This window comes from Ruegeria sp. BC5, from assembly GCF_056539205.1.
The window spans coordinates 1,055,048-1,072,996 of the sequence record NZ_JBQFUN010000001.1 but is presented as its reverse complement, the minus strand read 5'-3'; the positions used below and the strand labels follow the sequence as shown (position 1 = coordinate 1,072,996).

The window sequence follows — 17,949 nt, the reverse complement described above, 5'->3', positions numbered from 1 at the left end:
AATGCCCGACCTGCTGATCGAACTGTTTTCCGAGGAAATCCCCGCCCGCATGCAGACCCGCGCCGGTGAGGACCTGAAAAAACGGATGACCGACGGTTTGGTTGAGGCCGGTCTGACCTATGCCGGGGCTGCCGCCCTGACCACGCCGCGTCGCCTGACGCTGGCGATCGAAGGTCTTCTGACTGAGAGCCCAACGATCCGCGAAGAGCGCAAAGGGCCGAAAGTCGGCGCACCGGACAAAGCCATCGAAGGCTTCCTGCGTGGTGCGGGCCTGACCCGCGATCAGTTGGAAGAACGCGATACACCCAAAGGCGCGGTCTATTTCGCGACTATCGAAAAAGCCGGACGCCCCGCGGCCGAGATTGTGGCCGAGGTGCTTGAAACCACCATTCGAAACTTTCCCTGGCCCAAGTCTATGCGCTGGGGCGGCGGTTCGCTGCGCTGGGTGCGCCCGTTGCACTCAATCTTGTGCATTCTGTCCGATGAGGCTGGCGCGCAAGTCGTGCCGCTTGAGGTCGAAGGGATCAAAGCGGGCGACACCACTGCGGGTCACCGCTTTATGGCGCCAGATCGCTTCGCGGTCACGTCGTTCGATGACTATGCTGCCAAACTGAAACGCGCCTTTGTGGTGCTGAACCCCTCTGACCGCGCTGAACATATCTGGAACGACGCCCAGAACATGGCCTTTGCTGCCGGTCTGGAAGTGGTCGATGACAAGGGCCTGCTGGCTGAGGTTGCCGGTCTGGTCGAATGGCCCGTAGTGCTGATGGGGCAGATTGACGAAGAGTTTTTGGAACTGCCTCCTGAGGTGCTACAGACCTCGATGAAAGAGCATCAGAAATTCTTCTCGGTCCGCAATCCAAAGACCGGTCGGATCGAGCGGTTCATTACCGTCGCCAACCGCGAAACCGCCGACAATGGCGCGACCATTCTGGCGGGGAACCAAAAGGTGCTGTCGGCCCGTCTGGCGGATGCCAAGTTCTTCTGGGAAAACGACCTGCGCGTCGCCAAATCGGACATTGCCCAATGGACCCGCGCGCTGGAGAATGTGACCTTCCACAACAAGCTGGGCACACAGGCCGAGCGGATCGACCGCATCGCGGCATTGGCTCGCGAACTGTCCCCGGTGACGGGCGCGGATGCGGATCAGGCCGAGAAAGCCGCGCGTCTGGCCAAGGCTGATCTGAACTCGGAAATGGTTTATGAATTCCCCGAACTCCAGGGGCTTATGGGGCGGTATTATATTGAAGCCGCAGGCGAAGACGCCACCGTGGCCGCAGTTGCGCAGGAGCATTACTCACCGCTTGGTCCGTCAGATGACGTGCCGACCGCGCCGCTGTCGGTGGCCGTGGCACTGGCCGACAAGCTGGACACGCTGACCGGGTTCTGGGCGATTGATGAGAAGCCGACCGGGTCGAAAGATCCGTTTGCCCTGCGCCGTGCGGCGTTGGGGGTTATTCGGTTGGTCTTGGAGAATGATCTGCGTTTGCCGATTCACGGTGTCGTAGACCGCCAATTGCTGTCATATGAACTTGAGGGTCTTCGGGTATCCGGCGATGAACAAGACCTATTCACACTTGAAAGTACGCTTCAGGAGATCGCTAAGTACGGGGTATTTCAGGCGGCGTTCAAATCAGTGATTGGGCAAATTCCTGAAAGCGCCGATAATCCATTTGAACCGGATGTGAGTGATGGTTCCATCCTTCAAGGAATCTCGAAGAAGATTAGCAACGCGTCGTCGTCCATCCTCTCCTTCTTCCACGACCGCCTCAAAGTCTTCCTGCGCGACGAGGGTATCCGTCACGACATCATCGACGCCTGTATCGCAATGGACGGCAATGATGACCTGAACCTGCTGGTCAAACGCGCCCGTGCGCTGAATGCGGTGATTGCGACCGAAGATGGCGAGAACCTTGTGCAGGGCTTCAAGCGCGCCAACAACATTCTGACGCAGGCCGAGGAGAAGGATGGCGTCGAATACTCCTATGGCGCGGACGTGAAATTCGCTGAGACGGACAGCGAAAGGGCCTTGTTCGCCGCCTTGGATCAGGCGCAGGGCAAGATCGAGACGGCGCTGAAGTCAGAGGATTTCCCCAAGGCGATGACCACTATGGCGGCGCTGCGCGGTCCGGTCGATGCGTTTTTTGACGAGGTTCAGGTGAATACGGACAACGACATTTTGCGCCGCAACCGTCTGAACCTGTTGAGCCAAATCCGTCAGGTTTGTTCCAGCGTGGCGGACCTCAGCAAGATCGAAGGTTAATCCAGAACGCCCTTGCGCCATTGGTGCAAGGGCTTATGCTGCGGTGAAACCAAAAGGTGCTGCAGTGCAGAATAATCCGCATACCACTCTGATAACGACCGAAGCGCCCGTGGCCGCCAATACACACGGCGGGCGAGCGAAATGTCTGCAACGTCTAGTCCGTTTGGACCTTCCGGTGCCGCGAACGGTGGCGCTGTCCTTTGACGCGGTACATCGGATTGCCGAAGGGCAGGTACCGGATATCGCCGCAGTTCTGGAGCAGTTTGAACAGACGGCGTTGCTGTGCGTCCGGCCCAGCTCTGAAGACCCCGATTGGGGTGGCCCCGGTGCGATTTTGAATATCGGTATGAACGACGCGCGCTACGTTGACCTGTCGGATTCGATGGGCGCCGAGGCCGCCGCCGCGCTGTACCTGCGCTTTGTTCAAAGCTACGCAATTCATGTGGCCCGTTTGGACGCGGATGTTTTCGACGATATCAGCGCGGATGGCAGCGAAGGGCTGAGCCAATCCTTGCGCGCTTATGAGGATGAAACGGACGAGGCATTCCCCCAAGACCGGGGCGAGCAGCTGATTGCCGTCCTACGATCGATGGCGCGGGCGTGGGATGGAACCTCGGCCCGGTTGCTGCGACAGGCCAAGGGGGCGCCGGCGGATGCGGGGTTGGGCTTGGTCATTCAGGAAATGATCCCCGGCGTGGGGCAGGGTGAGTGCGGCTCGGGTGTGTTGCAACTGATTGATCCTGCAACTGGGTTGCCGCAAATCACCGGTCGTTATCTCAGTCAAAGCCAAGGCCGCGATGCGCTGGGTGCGGATGTGGCAGCGCTGTATCTGGAAAAGGACCCGCGCGGGAAATCACTGGAAGAGGTCGCCCCAAAGGCATTTGCCGAACTCAAGGCCCACGCAGCCTTTATGCGCGCCAAGCTGCGCGAGGAAATGCAGGTCGAGTTCGTGATCGAGAATGGACACGTGCATATTCTGGACGGCGTCCGCGTACAGCGTAGCGCACGGGCGGCGATGCGGATCGCGGTTCGTTTGGCCGAAGATGGCATCATTCCGCCGCAAGAAGCGGTGATGCGGGTCGATCCGCATTCCCTGAATGAGATGCTGCACCGGCAGGTTCACCCCGAAGCAGAGCGGGATGTTCTGACCACCGGTATTGCCGCCAGCCCGGGGGCTGCGACCGGCAAAATCGTGTTCACCGCCGCCGAGGCTCAGGCCAGCGCTGCGCGGGGTGAGCCGTGTATTCTGGTGCGCCGCGAAACCTCGCCCGAAGATGTGCGCGGGATGCATGCGGCGGTTGCCGTACTGACCGAAAAGGGCGGTATGACCAGCCACGCCGCCGTGATCGGCCGCGGGTTGGGTTTGCCCTGCATCGTCGGCGCGTCCGAGATGCGGTTTCAGACCAAGAAACGGCTGTTGTCTGCCCCCGATGGGCGGGTGTTCAAGACGGGCGACGTTTTAACGATCGACGGGTCCTCGGGGCAAGTTCTGGCCGGACAGCCCGCGATGCTTGAGGCGGCTTTGGACGATTGTTTTCAAACGCTTATGGGCTGGGCGGATGATGAACGCGACATCGCCATCCGCGCCAACGCGGATACACCGGCCGACGCACAAACTGCGCGGAACTTTCTGGCGCAGGGGATCGGCCTGTGTCGGACCGAGCATATGTTCTTTGATCCCGGTCGTCTGATCGTGATGCGCGAGATGATCTTTGCGCAAACTTCATCGGGTCGCGCGGCGGTTCTGGAGCGTCTGCTGCCCATGCAGCGCGAGGATTTCGTTCAGCTGTTCCGTATCATGGAAGGTCAGCCCGTCTGTATCCGCCTGTTCGACCCACCTTTGCACGAATTTTTGCCGACCACGCGCAGTGGACAGCGCGAGCTGGCCGAGGCGCTGGATTTGCCTGTGTCGGATGTCGAACGGCGTGTTGCGGCGATGACTGAATACAACCCGATGCTGGGTCTGCGCGGTGTGCGTTTGGGGGTGACAGTGCCCGAAATCTACGACATGCAGGCCCGCGCTATCTTTGAAGCGACGCTTGAGGCCAGCAAGGACGGCGCCCCCGTCGTGCCCGAGGTGATGATCCCGTTGGTTTCAGCCAAGCGCGAAGTTGAGCTGGTCAAATCCCGCATCGATACGGTCGCGGCCTCGGTTGCAACCGAACAAGGGCAAGAGTTCGAATACCGCCTGGGTGTCATGGTAGAAACGCCTCGGGCTTGTTTGCGAGCGGATGAAATTGCACCTCAGACCGCGTTCTTGAGTTTTGGTACCAACGACCTGACACAAATGACCTATGGCCTGTCCCGCGACGATGCCGGCCGGTTCATGTCTGACTATGTTCGTCAGGGCGTTTTTGTCGAAGACCCGTTCCATGTGCTTGACCCCGACGGGGTCGGAGAATTGCTGAAACTCGGCGCGGAACGTGGACGTGAGGCCCAGCCGGATGTCACCCTTTCTGTATGCGGTGAGCATGGCGGAAACCCCGAATCAATCGCCATCTGCCGCGATCTGGGGTTTGACTATGTGTCATGCTCTCCGTTCCGGGTGCCTGTCGCTCGGCTGGCTTCCGCTCAGCTGGCGATTTCGTCCAGACTTGGGGGTTGACACAGGCTGATTGCCCTAGGATTAGTGGTTTTCAAGCAACCTTGTGGCAGAATTAATTTTCGCCACGGGCGATTTTCCACTTGCGTTTTCTTCTGATCTGGACGTCTGCGCCGGACTGCGCTAAATGCCTCGTCGCGCCCGCCGGGGGAGGGTACGGCGCGATATGTGCCTGTGCGAGGTTATCTGATGCTACGATACATACTGGCTGCTGCCACGTTGGCGGCAACCATGCTGCCAAGTGTGTCTTTCGCTGAAAAGAAAGCCACCGATACTGCCGAACGCGAACTTGTCACCCGGACCGAAGTGCCCGGGCAAAATTTTCGCGACTATCTGACTCTGTTCAAGCCCCGAAAAGAGCTTGAGCCTGAAAAAATGTCGTATTCGAAGGATTGGCTGGACCAACAGCCCAAGGCCACCGGGGACGAAAATTTTAAATGTCTAGCTGAGGCGCTGTACTTTGAAGCACGTGGTGAAAGCGTGCGCGGACAGTTTGCCGTGGCCGAGGTTATCCTGAATCGCGTGGACAGTGGCCGGTTTCCGGACTCGCTGTGCGGCGTGATCAAGCAGGGAACCGGTAAGAAATATCAGTGCCAGTTCACTTACACCTGTGATGGCCAAAAGGAAGTGATCCGCGAAAAGAAGGCGTATGAGCGCGTAGCTAAAGTTGCGCGTGCGGCCATCGACGGTGTCACCAAAGAACTGACCGAAGGTGCCACACACTATCACACCACGGCGGTTCGTCCGTCTTGGTCGCGCGTGTATAAAGAAACCGCGCGGATCGGAGTTCATATTTTCTACAGGCATAATTATCGAACAGCGAGCAACTGATTGACGCACCCGCGCTGGAACCTTGCTGGCGCGGGGCGTTTTATAACCTATGTTGCGGGCCAGGAGGCCCGCAATGACGTTTACACGCAGACAATTTCTGCAATCAGCAGCCGCACTGGCGGTACTGCCACACTCGGCCCGCGCATCAAGCTCTGATCTGATCGCACAGACCGCGATGCAGCAGATCGCCCCGAATGGTTTTCCCCAAACGCCTGTTTGGTCCTATGGCGGTGGTGTACCTGGTGCCGAAATCCGTTTGCCTCAGGGCGCGCGGGTTCAGCGCAGGTTGGTGAACGAGCTGCCTCAGCCAACAACAGTGCACTGGCATGGCATCCGGATCGACAACGCGATGGACGGTGTGCCGGGCCTGACGCAAGATGTGATCGCACCGGGCGAGGGGTTCGATTATGACTTTGTCGTCCCGGACGCGGGAACCTATTGGTATCACGCGCATAACCGCTCGGTCGAGCAGGTGGCGCGCGGCTTATACGGCCCGCTGATCGTTGAAGAGGCTACAGGGCCAGATGTCGACCAAGACCTGACACTGATGCTGGACGATTGGCGACTGGACCCAGACACCGGACATATCGTTGAGGATTTCGACAACGGTCATGATCAAAGCCATGCCGGGCGGTTGGGGAACTTGATCTCGGTCAACGGCCAGTTTGATCCTGTTTTTCCCGCGCGCCGCCACGAGCGTTTGCGCCTACGGCTGATCAATGCCTCTAACGCGCGAATCTACGATCTGGCTCTGGATGGGGTGGCAGGATGGATCGTTGCGCTGGACGGAATGCCGCTTGAAAGCCCGTTAGAGGTTGAGGAAGGTTTTCCACTCGCCCCGGCTCAACGCGCGGACTTGATTGTGGACGTAACAGCGGAATCTGACACCGTCGCCGGGCTGATCAGTCGCGAGCGGGACGGGGGCTTTGGTCTGGTGCGGTTCCCGGTTTCCGGTACTTCGGCAACGACTGCCCGGTCAGGCGTTGTGCCCTTGCCCGCGAATCCATTGGCGCAGGTGGTATTGGACGGCGCGCCGGTTCATCGGATGACGTTGCAGGGTGGTGCGATGCGGTGGCTGGAATCCGCGCAGCTTGGCGACACGCAGCTTTCTGGCCGCGAATTGGCGCAACTGGGCCGGTTTTGGGCCTTGAACGGGTATGCTGAACGCCCGTTGGACCCTTTTCTGGATGCGCAGCGCGGTAGTACCCACCGGATCGAGTTCGTCAACGAAACCGCTTTTCCGCATGCTATGCACCTACATGGGCACCATTTTCGGCTAATCCTGCCCGACGGCAGCCTTGGCCCATGGCGCGATACGGTGCTGGTGGAGCGCGGACAAACCCGTGAAATCGCCCTTGTGGCCGACAATCCGGGCGACTGGTTGCTGCATTGCCATATGCTGGGGCACGCCGCATCCGGGATGATGAGCTGGTTTCGCGTAACCTGACGCCGCAATCAACGACTAGAATGGCGTTTGTTGCGATGCTATATGCGCGCGCATCCTATAAATTTGGTAGACTAGTTTACCAAGCCCGAAAAGGTTCGCCGAATGAGCTCTGAAATCCGCCTTGCCTTTGCGCACCCGTCTGAACGGTCAGAAGCGACCGCGACGCGCGGCCCGCTGGATCGCATCTCGCTCAGGGATCATACCGTTGAAGTTGAGATAGGTGCCTTTCAGGCCGAACGTGGCACCACACAGCGTATCTGCTTCAACATTGTTGTAGAGGTTCGGCCGCTGACCGATCCGATTGACGATGATGTTGATCGCATTCTGTCATACGACCGAGTGACCGAGGCGATTGCCCATGAACTGGCCGCTGAACGTCTGAACCTGCTTGAGACGTTGGCGGATCGCGTGGCAGAGCGCATTTTGCTTGAGCCTCAGGCTGTAAGAGCTTTTGTTCGCATCGAAAAACTTGATCGTGGACCGGGCGCGCTGGGTGTCGAAATCGTGCGCGGCAAGGACACGCTCCACCACGATGTGGTCGAAGAAGAACGCCCCCATCCGCGGTTGGTATTCCTGTCGAACGAGGCCATTTCATCCGCCAACCTGACGGGTTGGATTGATCAGTTGGAGAACCGTCAGCGCCCGCTGATCCTGTGTGTTGGCGCATCGAAACTGACGCTGCCACAGACTGGTCACGCGATGACCCAACGCCGGATTGATCTGCTGGCGATCGAGCAAAACGCCTGGGTTCTGGCCGCACGGGATCATCGCTGTGTGGTGGTGTCGACGCGGACGGAATTGGATTGGGCAATGAAGAATGGGCAGATTTGTGTCTGGGCCCCATCAAAGATTGTGCTGGATGCGGTTGATGGCCCTTCGGCAGCGCCTTCGGACGCTGTAGCCTTGGCAGCCTGGTTTGCGGCCACTTTTGAAGCCAGCGAAATGATGGTGATCGGCGGTGCCTTGCCGAACGCTCCAAAGACGCCTCTGCGCGCTATTCCAGTGGATCAGGCGCAACTGTGACTGCGTATTTTCGACCGCTGGTACAGCACGGGTCTGTACGCCCGGACGGGGCGGTTTCTCTTGCCGGGCAGGAATTGTGGTTCACCCATGCAGAACGGATGTCCCGCACGGATGCGCCGACGATTGTCACGGCGCGGGATATTCCAGCCGATGCACTGAACCGTCTGACGCGCCCACGCGCAGAGATTGCTGGTGTGGCGATGGATCGCCCGCAGATCATGGGAATTCTCAACGCCACGCCCGACAGCTTCTCGGACGGCGGGGTGCACAACTCGGTTGAAACGGCAGTGTCCGCTGCTGAGCAGATGGTGGAGCATGGTGCCAGCATTCTGGATATCGGCGGTGAATCGACCCGACCGGGGGCTACCTATGTGCCCGAGGATGAGGAAATCGCCCGGACGCAACCCCTGATCGAAGCCATTCGCGCCAAGACGAGCGCCCTGATTTCCATCGATACCCGCAAGGCCAGCGTGGCGCGGGCTGCGTGGACGACGGGCGCGGGGCTGATCAATGACGTATCGGGCTTTACCTTTGATCCGCAGCTCGCGCCGTTCTGCGCCGAGGTTAACGCGCCTGTCTGTGTGATGCATATGCAGGGCGATCCAACTGTGATGCAGGACGATCCGCAATATGATGACGTGTCGCTGGACGTTTATGATTTCCTTGAAGGTCAGGTTGAAAAGCTGGAGCAGATTGGGCTGAGCCGCGATCAGATCTTGGTCGATCCGGGTATCGGGTTCGGTAAAACCCAGGCGCATAATTTGACATTGTTGAAAAATCTTAGCCTTTTCCATGGCTTGGGATGCCCGATTCTGCTGGGCGTCTCGCGCAAGGGCTTTATCGGGCAAATCGGGCAAGAGCCGCGCAAGGATGCCCGTGCGCCGGGATCAATCGCTGTAGCGCTGGCCGGATTGTCGCAAGGCATGCAGATCGTGCGTGTTCATGACGTGGCTCAAACCGCTCAGGCCTTGCGTCTGTGGGCCGCCGTCCGGTAATCCCGTCCTAGACGAGTAACTACGGAGTTAGACAATGCGCAAGCTGTTCGGAACCGATGGGGTGCGGGGCACCGCCAATACTCATCCGATTACGGCCGAAATGGCCCTGCGCATTGGGGCTGCCGTGGGGCGGTATTTCCGTCGCGATCGATCCGGTGCGCACCGGGTGGTGATCGGCAAGGATACGCGCTTGTCCGGGTATATGCTGGAAAACGCGCTGACTGCTGGGTTGACCTCGACAGGGATGAACGTGCTGCTGTTGGGTCCTGTACCGACACCGGCGGTAGGGTTGATGACCCGCTCGATGCGCGCGGATCTGGGGGTGATGATCTCGGCCAGCCACAACCCGGCTGAGGATAACGGTATCAAGTTCTTTGGCCCCGACGGGTACAAGCTGTCCGATCAGGCTGAGCTGGAGATTGAACGTCTGATCGAAGAGGGTGTCAAACCGGCGCAAGCACAGAACATTGGCCGTGCCCGGCGGGTGGATGATGCGCGGTTTCGATATGGTGAGCGGGTAAAATCCTCGCTGTCCCGCGATCTGCGTCTGGACGGGCTGAAAGTAGTGGTCGATTGCGCCAACGGCGCGGCCCACCGCACGGCGCCCGAGGTTTTGTGGGAGCTTGGCGCAGATGTCATTCCGGTCGGAATCGCGCCGAACGGTAAGAATATCAACCTGAATTGCGGCTCGACCAAACCTCAGCTGGCGGCCGAGACGGTTGTCGCGCACGGCGCGGATGTGGGTATCTGTCTGGACGGTGACGCCGACCGCGTGGTGATGGTTGACGAAAACGGGCAGGTGGCTGACGGAGATCAGCTAATGGCGTTGCTGGCGACCTGTTGGGCCAAGGCGGATCGTCTTGAAGGCGGCGCGCTGGTTGCGACGGTCATGTCGAACCTTGGGTTGGAACGGCACCTTGCTGCGCAAGGGCTGCGTCTGGAACGAACGGCCGTTGGTGACCGCTATGTCGTCGAAAGGATGCGCGAAGGCGGGTTCAACTTGGGCGGTGAGCAGTCGGGCCACATCGTCATGAGCGATTATGCCACCACCGGTGACGGCCTGATGGCCGGTCTGCATTTCCTGGCCGAGATGGTGCATTCAGGTCGCAAGGCGTCCGAGCTGTCGGTGCAATTCGAAACCGTTCCACAACTGCTTAAAAACGTGCGTTACGGCGAGGGGCAAACCCCACTGGAAACCAGCGCCGTGAAAGCGGCCATTGCGGATGCCGAGGCGCGCCTGAACGGGCAAGGCCGGCTGCTGATCCGCAAGTCAGGGACGGAACCCCTGATCCGCGTGATGGCAGAATGCGAGGATGATGCCCTGTTGACACAAGTCGTCGACGGTATCGTGGCCGAGGTCGAGGCGGTCGCCGGTTAACGCCCGATCAGCATCTTTCGCAGGCTGAACCACTGACTGATCGCCAGCCCGGTCAAAATCATGGTCAGCGCGATGTAAAAGCGCAGGGGCAGGGCCTCGGACAAGATCCAGGCACCGAAAACCATCGACCAGATTGGCACCTGATAATTGACCAGCGTCAGAAAGACGGACCCGGCGCTGCGAATGATCGACACGCGAAGTAAGGTGGCAAAGGCGGTCGGCACCAGCCCCAGCGCTACGATGGCTAGACCGGGGCGCGTTCCTTCCCAACGTGGAAGGCCTTCGGTCACCAGCATGATGGGTAACAAAAGAACGGCGCCCACCACCAAGGACAGCGCCGCCAGCACCACAGGATCAATCGGTGGGCAACGCCGTGTGAAGATAGACGCGCAGGAGTAACACAAAGCCGCGCCGATGCAGGCCAGCTGCGCCAACGGCTCAGCCCCTTGTCCGATCTGCGCCAAACCCGGCCCGATCAACACCAATGCACCGCAAAATCCCAGTGAGACTCCAAGGAACCTGCGGGCATTCAGCGGCTCGTCTGAAAAGAAATGGGCCAATGGCAGAACCATCAGCGGAATTGCCGCCATCGACAGCCCGGCAAAGGCCGAGGCCACATATTGCTGCCCCCAGCTGAGCAACATGAAGGGCAGGGCGGTAGACAGCAGACCGATAATGGCGATGAACACCCACAAGTTCAGATCGCCCGTCGGCAGCTTGCGACCGGTCAACGCCATCATCCCAAGTAATGTCACGGCACCCAGCGTCGTGCGCGCCGTAGCGACTGTCACTGGCCCGTATCCCTCAAGCGCCATTGCGACGACCATGAACGTGCCGCCCCATATGAGGCCTAAAGCGATCACGCCGCTCCAATCGCGGGATGTGGGTTGATCAACCATGTTGCGCCTTGGGGTCAAAAGCGGTTGTGACGAAAAAGGGCGGCCACTTGGCCGCCCCTTCGTTTAGAACAGTCAGGATCAGTTCTTTTCCTGATCTACCAGCTTGCCAGCAGAAATCCACGGCATCATGTCGCGCAGCTTCTTGCCAACCTGCTCGATCTGATGCTCGTCATTGTGGCGGCGTGCCGCTTTGATGGTCGGCTGACCAACCGCGTTTTCCAGCATGAAGTCACGCACAAACTTACCGGTTTGGATGTCCGACAGGGTCTCTTTCATCGCCTTCTTGGTCTGCTCATAGGGCAGAATGCGCGGGCCGGTGACGTACTGGCCGTATTCGGCAGTGTTCGAGATCGAGTAATCCATATTGGCGATGCCGCCTTCATAGATCAGGTCAACGATCAGCTTGGTCTCGTGCAGACATTCGAAATAGGCCATTTCAGGCGCATAGCCCGCTTCGACCAGAGTCTCAAAACCGCAGCGGATCAGCTCAACGATACCGCCGCACAGAACGGCCTGCTCGCCGAACAGGTCGGTTTCGCACTCTTCGCGGAAGTTGGTCTCAATGATGCCCGAACGGCCGCCACCGATGGCCGAGCAATAGGACAGGCCGATTTCCAGCGCCTTGCCGGTTGCGTCGCTATCCACGGCCACCAGGCAGGGTACGCCGCCGCCTTTGACGTATTCGCCACGCACGGTGTGGCCGGGGCCTTTGGGGGCCATCATGATGACGTCGACACCTTCTTTCGGCTCGATCAGGCCAAAGTGGACGTTCAGGCCGTGGGCAAAGGCAATGGCCGAGCCCGGCTTGATGTTGTCATGCACGTATTTCTTGTAGGTTTCGGCCTGCAGTTCGTCGGGCATGGTGAACATGATGACGTCACACCAGGCCGCCGCTTCGGCGATGCCCATGACGGTCAGGCCTTCGGCTTCTGCTTTCTTGGCGGATGCCGACCCTTCGCGCAGAGCGACAACCAGGTTCTTGGCGCCCGAGTCGCGTAGGTTCAGCGCGTGGGCGTGACCTTGCGAGCCATAGCCCAAGATCGCTACTTTTTTGTCTTTGATCAGGTTGATATCGCAATCGCGATCGTAATAGACGCGCATGTTTTCGGTCCTTTCATTTGCGGTTGCTGCGGTTCTAATAGGGTCCAAAGCTATTGGCGAGCGCTTTACAATCGACTATTGAAGCGAAATGCGAAAATTTATGCGCGATATCTGACTTAACCGGAAAAATCATGCTGGATGATATGGACAGGCGCATTCTGCGTCACTTACAGGCCGAACCGACCCTGACCATGGCCGAATTGGCCGAGCGTTGCGGGATCAGTCAGGGAGTGTGCTGGCGCCGGGTTGAAAAGATGCAGGCCTCGGGTGTCATTCTGGGGCAAGAGGTTGTCATTGATTGGCCGGCGATGGGATATGCGGTCGAGGTTTCACTGCGCGTGACGCTGGACAAAACCCAGCCGCGCGCGTTTGACGAATTCACTGTTGCCGCGCGGAGTGTTTCCGAAGTTATTGAAATTCAGACGTTTTTGGGGCGTGTGGACGTGAGGCTGTCGGTGATTGCACGCGACATGACGCACTATCAGCAAATCTATCGCGATCGTATTCTTACCCTGCCGCACATAGCCGATATCGAAGCGCTGATGCATATCGCGCGGGTCAAGCGGAACGAGGTGTTGCCGGTATGATCGAACTGGACGAAACCGACCGGACCATCCTGCGTGCGCTGGTACAGGATGCCACGCAAAGTGCCGGGGCGTTAGGGCGCAAGCTGGGGTTGTCCCAACCGGCAACCTGGCGGCGCATCCGCCGGCTGGAAACAGCAGGGGTCATCAAGGGCCGTCGCCTGCGTCTGAATGCCGAGGCGCTGGGGTTCGGCGTGACCGTGTTTCTGGGCGTCAAACTGGCGCGCAAGGGACAAGTCAGCCTTGAAGACTTTGAGCGCGCCGTCAGCGCCATCCCCGAGGTGCAGATGGTCGAACATGTGTTGGGTCTTTACGACTATCGCCTGAGGGTAGTTGCACGTGATCTGTCCGATTTCGAACGGGTGCTGCGACGGCGGATCATGACCTTACCCGGCGCGGGTGAGGTCGAGGCAAACGTATTGCTGAGCGAAGAGCGCTTGCCCGGCCCAATCGGCTAAGCAAGGTTAGTATTTGGTGCGGATGCAATAGCCGGGGTGATGCGTCATCCGGGCAAAGGTCATCGGAACACCATCTTTCCAAGTAGTGCGTTCCAATTGAATCATCGACGTTCCGGCAGTGGTGCCCATGAATTCTGCCAGCCTCCCGTCGGCGGAAATTGCGCAGAATGCAACCTCAGCCTCGGTAAAGGGGGCAACGTTCAGCAGCCACTCGTGGGGGCCCCGCGTGTTGAGATCCGCATGCTCAACGTCAGGTACTGTGTCGATGTTGATCCAGCGCTCCTCTAGCTGAAAGGGGCGGTTGTCCGCATAGTGCATGCAGATCACATGCAGCACCCGCGCTTCGGACGAAACGCTGAGTTGCGAGGCCAGCCAACCGGGGCTGGATACGACATTCCGTTCAACAAGTGCATAGCGATAGATTGAGTTTTGATTCTCAACTGATTGACGGGCCAGAGAAAACTCCAGCTTGGCGTGTTTGCTGGGCTCCTTTTTTACCCGCGTGCCGCTTTTGCGTTTGCGCTCTACGAACCCTTGCTCGGCAAGCTCGCGCAGGGCGCGGTTTACCGTTGCACGCGCGCAATTGAATTCTTCAGCAAGCTGCGTTTCTGTCGGCAGCAGAGATCCTTGTGGCCAAATCCGGCTTTCAATTCGCCGCTTAACTTCGTCACGTACGACCTGAAAACTGATCCGCTTTTGAGCAGTCACGAGAAGCAATACCTTTCTTGTACAAAGTGTATGTATCTGTTCAGAAACACCTCTGGGTGTAAAGGGGTGGTGACCCTATTTGGCGTCAACGAGTTGTTCAATTAGAGCTTTTCGTGGTTAATTTTTTGTTAGGATTTTGACTTCCGTTGCGTCAATTATCAGCACGAGACTGGGGCTGTACCATTCTCGAAAAAGGCCTCAAAATTCTGAAGGACAGTTTGAAAGGACATATCATGCCCGCGCTTTTGGAAAGTATCGACCCGAACGGGCTCGAAGAGTTTTCGGTTGTTTTTACGGATCGGTCGCTGAACCACATGTCAGCCCGGTTTCAGACTGTCATGCGCGATGTTTCGTCCATCTTGTGTGATGTTTACAACGCCGATGGCGTTGCGGTGATCCCTGGTGGCGGTACTTATGGGATGGAAGCTGTGGCGCGCCAATTCGCGCGTAACGCCAACGTTCTGGTCGTGCGCAACGGGTGGTTTTCTTATCGTTGGAGCCAGATAATCGAATCTGCGGATTTGACGGCATCGGCGACCGTGCTCAAGGCGCGGCAAACCGGCAACTCCAGCCCATCCCCATTTGCGCCGGCACCGATTGAAGAGGTGGTGTCAACAATTCGCGAGCAACGCCCCGATGTCGTATTTGCACCGCATGTGGAAACATCCGCAGGCCTCATATTGCCGAATGATTACGTGACTGCCATGGCGGAGGCCGCGCATGAGGTTGGCGCATTGATGGTGCTGGATTGCATCGCTTCGGGCTGTGCCTGGATTGATATGAAGGCCACCGGCGTGGATGTCCTGATTTCTGCCCCTCAGAAAGGGTGGAGCGCCTCGCCTTGCGCCGGTCTGGTCATGCTGTCCGAACGGGCCGAAGCGCGGCTGGAGGAGACAACGTCTGACAGTTTCGCTGTAGATCTGAAGAAATGGCGACAGATTATGCAGGCGTATGAGAACGGGGGGCACGCGTATCACGCGACCATGCCAACCGACGCGCTGCAAGCGTTCCGGGACACCATGGTTGAAACCCGTGATTACGGTTTTGAAAAGTTGCGGGACGCTCAGTGGGCCTTGGGCAACGGGGTGCGGGCGATGCTGAAAGACAAAGGGCTGATCTCGGTCGCGGCCGACGGGTTCGGCGCGCCGGGGGTTGTGGTCACTTACACGTCGGACCCCGAAGTTCAGAATGGCAAGAAATTCGCCGCTTTGGGTATGCAGATCGCAGCAGGTGTTCCGCTGCAATGTGATGAGCCCGAAGGGTTCAGCACGTTCCGGTTGGGTCTGTTCGGGTTGGACAAGCTTTATGACGTTGATGGCACAATCGCGCGGCTCAAGCGTGTACTGGATCTGGTTCTTTGATTGCAGAGCCTCAGCGTACGCCGAGGCCCATCTGCATCAATGTCTTTCGTACGGGCGGCAGGGAATAGAGCGCGCTCAACCCCATCGCCCGTGCATCCCGCAGTGGACGCGCCTCGATCATCGAGGCGCGGTTCAGCAGGTCGATACCTTTGACACGCATCTCGATTTCGGTGTGGCGGGCCTTGTGATAAGCGTCCAACATCTGAGCATCGCCCAGACCCTCGGGTCGTGCTTGTGCCAAATCCAGCAAGGTACGCAGATCACCCAGTGACATGTTCAATCCCTGCGCGCCGATGGGGGGCACCACATGGGCAGCCTCGGCCATTAGGGCAACCCTTTCGCCCGCCAGCCGTTCTGCCGACTGGCTGATGATCGGCCAGATCGTCCGGCGCGAGGCCAGTTTCAGCGGCCCGAACAACCCGCAAGAGCGTTCGGTCATCAGCGCCTCGAACGCCTCGGGGTCGGTGTTTAGCAATTCAACCACCCTTGGGCCGCGCTCCATCCACACAATCGCCGATGAGGGCTGTCCTTGCCAGTCGGGCAGGGGGACCAGAGTGAACGGCCCGCCGGAACGGTGAATCTCGGTCGAGACATTGTCGTGCGGAATCGGATGTGTGACCGCAAAGGCCAGTGCTTTTTGGCCATACCGGGTGGTGTGGACGCTGATTCCCGCGGCCTCGCGCATCGGGGAATTGCGCCCGTCTGCGGCGATCACCAGCTTGCAGCGAATACGGCTGCCATCGCTCAGCCCCACACGGGCTTCGGCGGTGCGCGTAAACAGGCTGACGGTACCGGTGCCGGGGCGGAAATCGACATTGGGAAGTTCGGTCAGGCGGGTCACCATCTCGCGCCGCAGCAACCAGTTGGGCAGGTTCCAACCAAAGGGTTGGTCCGAAATATCGGCAGCGTTGAAATCGCGCACTACGCGGGGTTCGGGAACGTCGCCTCCTGCATCCACGATTCGCATGATCTGAAGGGGTGCCGCGTATTCGTCCAGCCGTTGCCACAGCCCGCATTGAGCCAACAACCCATGCGCAGGTTGCAAAAAGGCGGTGGTCCGCAGGTCGGATCCGTCCACATCTCGTTCGGTAATCGGTGGCGCGGGGTCGACGCAAACCACGTCGAACCCGGCAGTTCCAAAGACCGCCGCAGCGGTCAGTCCGGCGATTCCTCCGCCAGAAATCAGGATATCACAGCTGTCAGTCATGGCCTTGGTCTCCGAGTCTTGGGCAGAACCTAGTTCGGTTCCAAGGCCGGTGCCAAGTGACATCCTGTCCCGTGTGTCAGCCGCGCGAGATCAGGATGAGCAGGATGAACATCATCGGCACCATCATGACGGCCGGGATGTAAAGCCCAGGCAGGCCGAAGAGCAGCGCCGAACATCCCCACATGCTGAAAATGGCGGCTGCCGTGTAATACCAATCTTCGGCCGTTCCATTGGCGGCATCGCGGGCCAGCCAGCCGAAAACGGGGATTGCAAACAACAGGCGCTGCCAGATGGGCAGGCGCCGAGGCATCTCGATCGCGCTCATGGGGTCTCCGATTCTGTTCGTCGCTGAGGCGCATATAGGATCGATTTCGCACCTGCAGAATGTGCGGATCGTCGCAGTGTGACAGCCTATCGCAGGCGAGCCAGAAAGGCGGTCAAATCGTCGGTGTGATGGTGGATATGGTCCGCCTCGTGCGGCTCGGGCGCGACGTGGACGGTGCGCATTCCCATTGCATGCGGGGCGGCCAGATTGCGCGGGTCATCCTCGAACATGGCGGCCTGCGCAGCATCGATTCCGTCTTGCGCAAAGATCGCCTCAAACGCTGCCTGTTCGGGCTTGGGGCGATAACCGGCGTGTTCGACCCCGTAGATCGCATCGAACAGACCGTTGAGGCCGCGCGCCTCAAGTACACGTTCCGCATAGGGCGCGCTGCCGTTGGTATACACGATCCGACGACCGGGCAGGGATTGGATGTGATCGGCCAGTTCGGCATCGGGGTCCATGTGGCTCATGTCGACCTGATGGACGGCGTGCAGATAGGGATCGGGGTCCAGATCATGCTCGGCCATCAGCCCAGCCAGCGTAGTTCCGTATTGCCGCCAGTAATGTGAGCGCAGCCGATCCGCTTCGGCCCGGTCAACGCCGATAGCCTGCACCACGTAATCCGTCATCAACACCTCGATCTGATCGAACAGGCGCATATGCGGCGGGTAGAGCGTGTTGTCGAGGTCGAACACCCATTGGGTGACGTGAGCAAAAGCTGGTTTGACCATGGGGTTTGTTTAGGCCGCAAAGGCACGGTTTTCAAT

At 59.1% G+C, this 17,949-nt stretch carries 16 protein-coding genes; 10 read left to right on the top strand and 6 right to left on the bottom strand.

Annotation, left to right across the window (positions count from 1 at the left end; translation table 11 throughout):
* The first annotated feature begins 1 nt into the window (after position 1).
* The 7 genes from glyS (at position 2) to glmM (ending at position 10,539) form a co-directional block, all read left to right on the top strand.
* On the top strand, positions 2 to 2,263 hold the full coding sequence (gene glyS / locus ACR0LY_RS05345) for a glycine--tRNA ligase subunit beta (protein WP_170348331.1): 2,262 nt from the start codon (positions 2 to 4) through the stop codon (positions 2,261 to 2,263).
* Between the two features lie 43 nt (positions 2,264 to 2,306).
* Positions 2,307 to 4,868 carry a putative PEP-binding protein gene (locus ACR0LY_RS05340; protein ID WP_170348332.1) on the top strand — a complete coding sequence of 854 codons (2,562 nt, stop codon included), beginning with the start codon at positions 2,307 to 2,309 and terminating at the stop codon, positions 4,866 to 4,868.
* 186 nt (positions 4,869 to 5,054) lie between these two features.
* The gene (locus ACR0LY_RS05335) at positions 5,055 to 5,696 is read left to right on the top strand and encodes a cell wall hydrolase (RefSeq protein ID WP_170348333.1); all 642 of its coding nucleotides are present in this window, start codon (positions 5,055 to 5,057) and stop codon (positions 5,694 to 5,696) included.
* A gap of 73 nt (positions 5,697 to 5,769) precedes the next feature.
* Positions 5,770 to 7,143: a multicopper oxidase family protein gene (locus ACR0LY_RS05330; RefSeq protein ID WP_170348334.1), complete on the top strand. Its 1,374-nt coding sequence runs from the start codon at positions 5,770 to 5,772 to the stop codon at positions 7,141 to 7,143.
* A gap of 102 nt (positions 7,144 to 7,245) precedes the next feature.
* On the top strand, positions 7,246 to 8,166 hold the full coding sequence (locus ACR0LY_RS05325; protein ID WP_170348335.1) for a dihydroneopterin aldolase: 921 nt from the start codon (positions 7,246 to 7,248) through the stop codon (positions 8,164 to 8,166).
* The gene (folP, locus tag ACR0LY_RS05320) at positions 8,163 to 9,161 is read left to right on the top strand and encodes a dihydropteroate synthase (RefSeq protein ID WP_170348336.1); all 999 of its coding nucleotides are present in this window, start codon (positions 8,163 to 8,165) and stop codon (positions 9,159 to 9,161) included. The genes ACR0LY_RS05325 and folP overlap by 4 nt, the downstream gene beginning before the upstream one ends.
* A 34-nt stretch (positions 9,162 to 9,195) precedes the next feature.
* Positions 9,196 to 10,539, top strand: a complete 1,344-nt coding sequence (glmM, locus tag ACR0LY_RS05315) for a phosphoglucosamine mutase (protein WP_170348337.1) — start codon at positions 9,196 to 9,198, stop codon at positions 10,537 to 10,539.
* On the opposite strand, the gene ACR0LY_RS05310 is transcribed toward glmM, so the two are convergent.
* Together ACR0LY_RS05310 and ilvC are read right to left on the bottom strand one after the other, a co-directional pair.
* Positions 10,536 to 11,438: a DMT family transporter gene (locus ACR0LY_RS05310; RefSeq protein ID WP_170348338.1), complete on the bottom strand. Its 903-nt coding sequence runs from the start codon at positions 11,436 to 11,438 to the stop codon at positions 10,536 to 10,538. The two genes, glmM and ACR0LY_RS05310, sit on opposite strands and share 4 nt — an antisense overlap.
* A 78-nt stretch (positions 11,439 to 11,516) precedes the next feature.
* Positions 11,517 to 12,578 carry a ketol-acid reductoisomerase gene (ilvC, locus tag ACR0LY_RS05305; protein ID WP_170349375.1) on the bottom strand — a complete coding sequence of 354 codons (1,062 nt, stop codon included), beginning with the start codon at positions 12,576 to 12,578 and terminating at the stop codon, positions 11,517 to 11,519.
* Between the two features lie 92 nt (positions 12,579 to 12,670).
* Here ilvC and ACR0LY_RS05300 point away from each other — a divergent pair, with 92 nt between their 5' ends.
* Both ACR0LY_RS05300 and ACR0LY_RS05295 read left to right on the top strand, forming a co-directional pair.
* Positions 12,671 to 13,126 carry an Lrp/AsnC family transcriptional regulator gene (locus ACR0LY_RS05300; RefSeq protein WP_170348339.1) on the top strand — a complete coding sequence of 152 codons (456 nt, stop codon included), beginning with the start codon at positions 12,671 to 12,673 and terminating at the stop codon, positions 13,124 to 13,126.
* Entirely contained in the window at positions 13,123 to 13,581 is a 459-nt protein-coding gene (locus tag ACR0LY_RS05295) for an Lrp/AsnC family transcriptional regulator (protein WP_170348340.1), read from the top strand. The genes ACR0LY_RS05300 and ACR0LY_RS05295 overlap by 4 nt, the downstream gene beginning before the upstream one ends.
* A 6-nt stretch (positions 13,582 to 13,587) precedes the next feature.
* Here ACR0LY_RS05295 and ACR0LY_RS05290 read toward each other — a convergent pair whose 3' ends face one another.
* A complete protein-coding gene (locus tag ACR0LY_RS05290) occupies positions 13,588 to 14,289 on the bottom strand; it encodes a GntR family transcriptional regulator (protein ID WP_170348341.1) in 702 nt (233 codons plus the stop codon).
* A gap of 233 nt (positions 14,290 to 14,522) precedes the next feature.
* Between ACR0LY_RS05290 and ACR0LY_RS05285 the strand changes: the two genes are divergently transcribed.
* Complete coding sequence (locus ACR0LY_RS05285) at positions 14,523 to 15,650, top strand: aminotransferase class V-fold PLP-dependent enzyme (RefSeq protein ID WP_170348342.1); 1,128 nt, start codon at positions 14,523 to 14,525, stop codon at positions 15,648 to 15,650.
* A 10-nt stretch (positions 15,651 to 15,660) separates the two neighbouring features.
* On the opposite strand, the gene ACR0LY_RS05280 is transcribed toward ACR0LY_RS05285, so the two are convergent.
* The 3 genes from ACR0LY_RS05280 to ACR0LY_RS05270 form a co-directional block, all read right to left on the bottom strand.
* Entirely contained in the window at positions 15,661 to 16,857 is a 1,197-nt protein-coding gene (locus ACR0LY_RS05280; RefSeq protein ID WP_170348343.1) for a UbiH/UbiF family hydroxylase, read from the bottom strand.
* Between the two features lie 76 nt (positions 16,858 to 16,933).
* Positions 16,934 to 17,182, bottom strand: a complete 249-nt coding sequence (locus tag ACR0LY_RS05275) for a hypothetical protein (RefSeq protein WP_170348344.1) — start codon at positions 17,180 to 17,182, stop codon at positions 16,934 to 16,936.
* An 86-nt stretch (positions 17,183 to 17,268) separates the two neighbouring features.
* On the bottom strand, positions 17,269 to 17,913 hold the full coding sequence (locus ACR0LY_RS05270; protein ID WP_170348345.1) for a pyrimidine 5'-nucleotidase: 645 nt from the start codon (positions 17,911 to 17,913) through the stop codon (positions 17,269 to 17,271).
* Between the last annotated feature and the right edge of the window lie 36 nt (positions 17,914 to 17,949).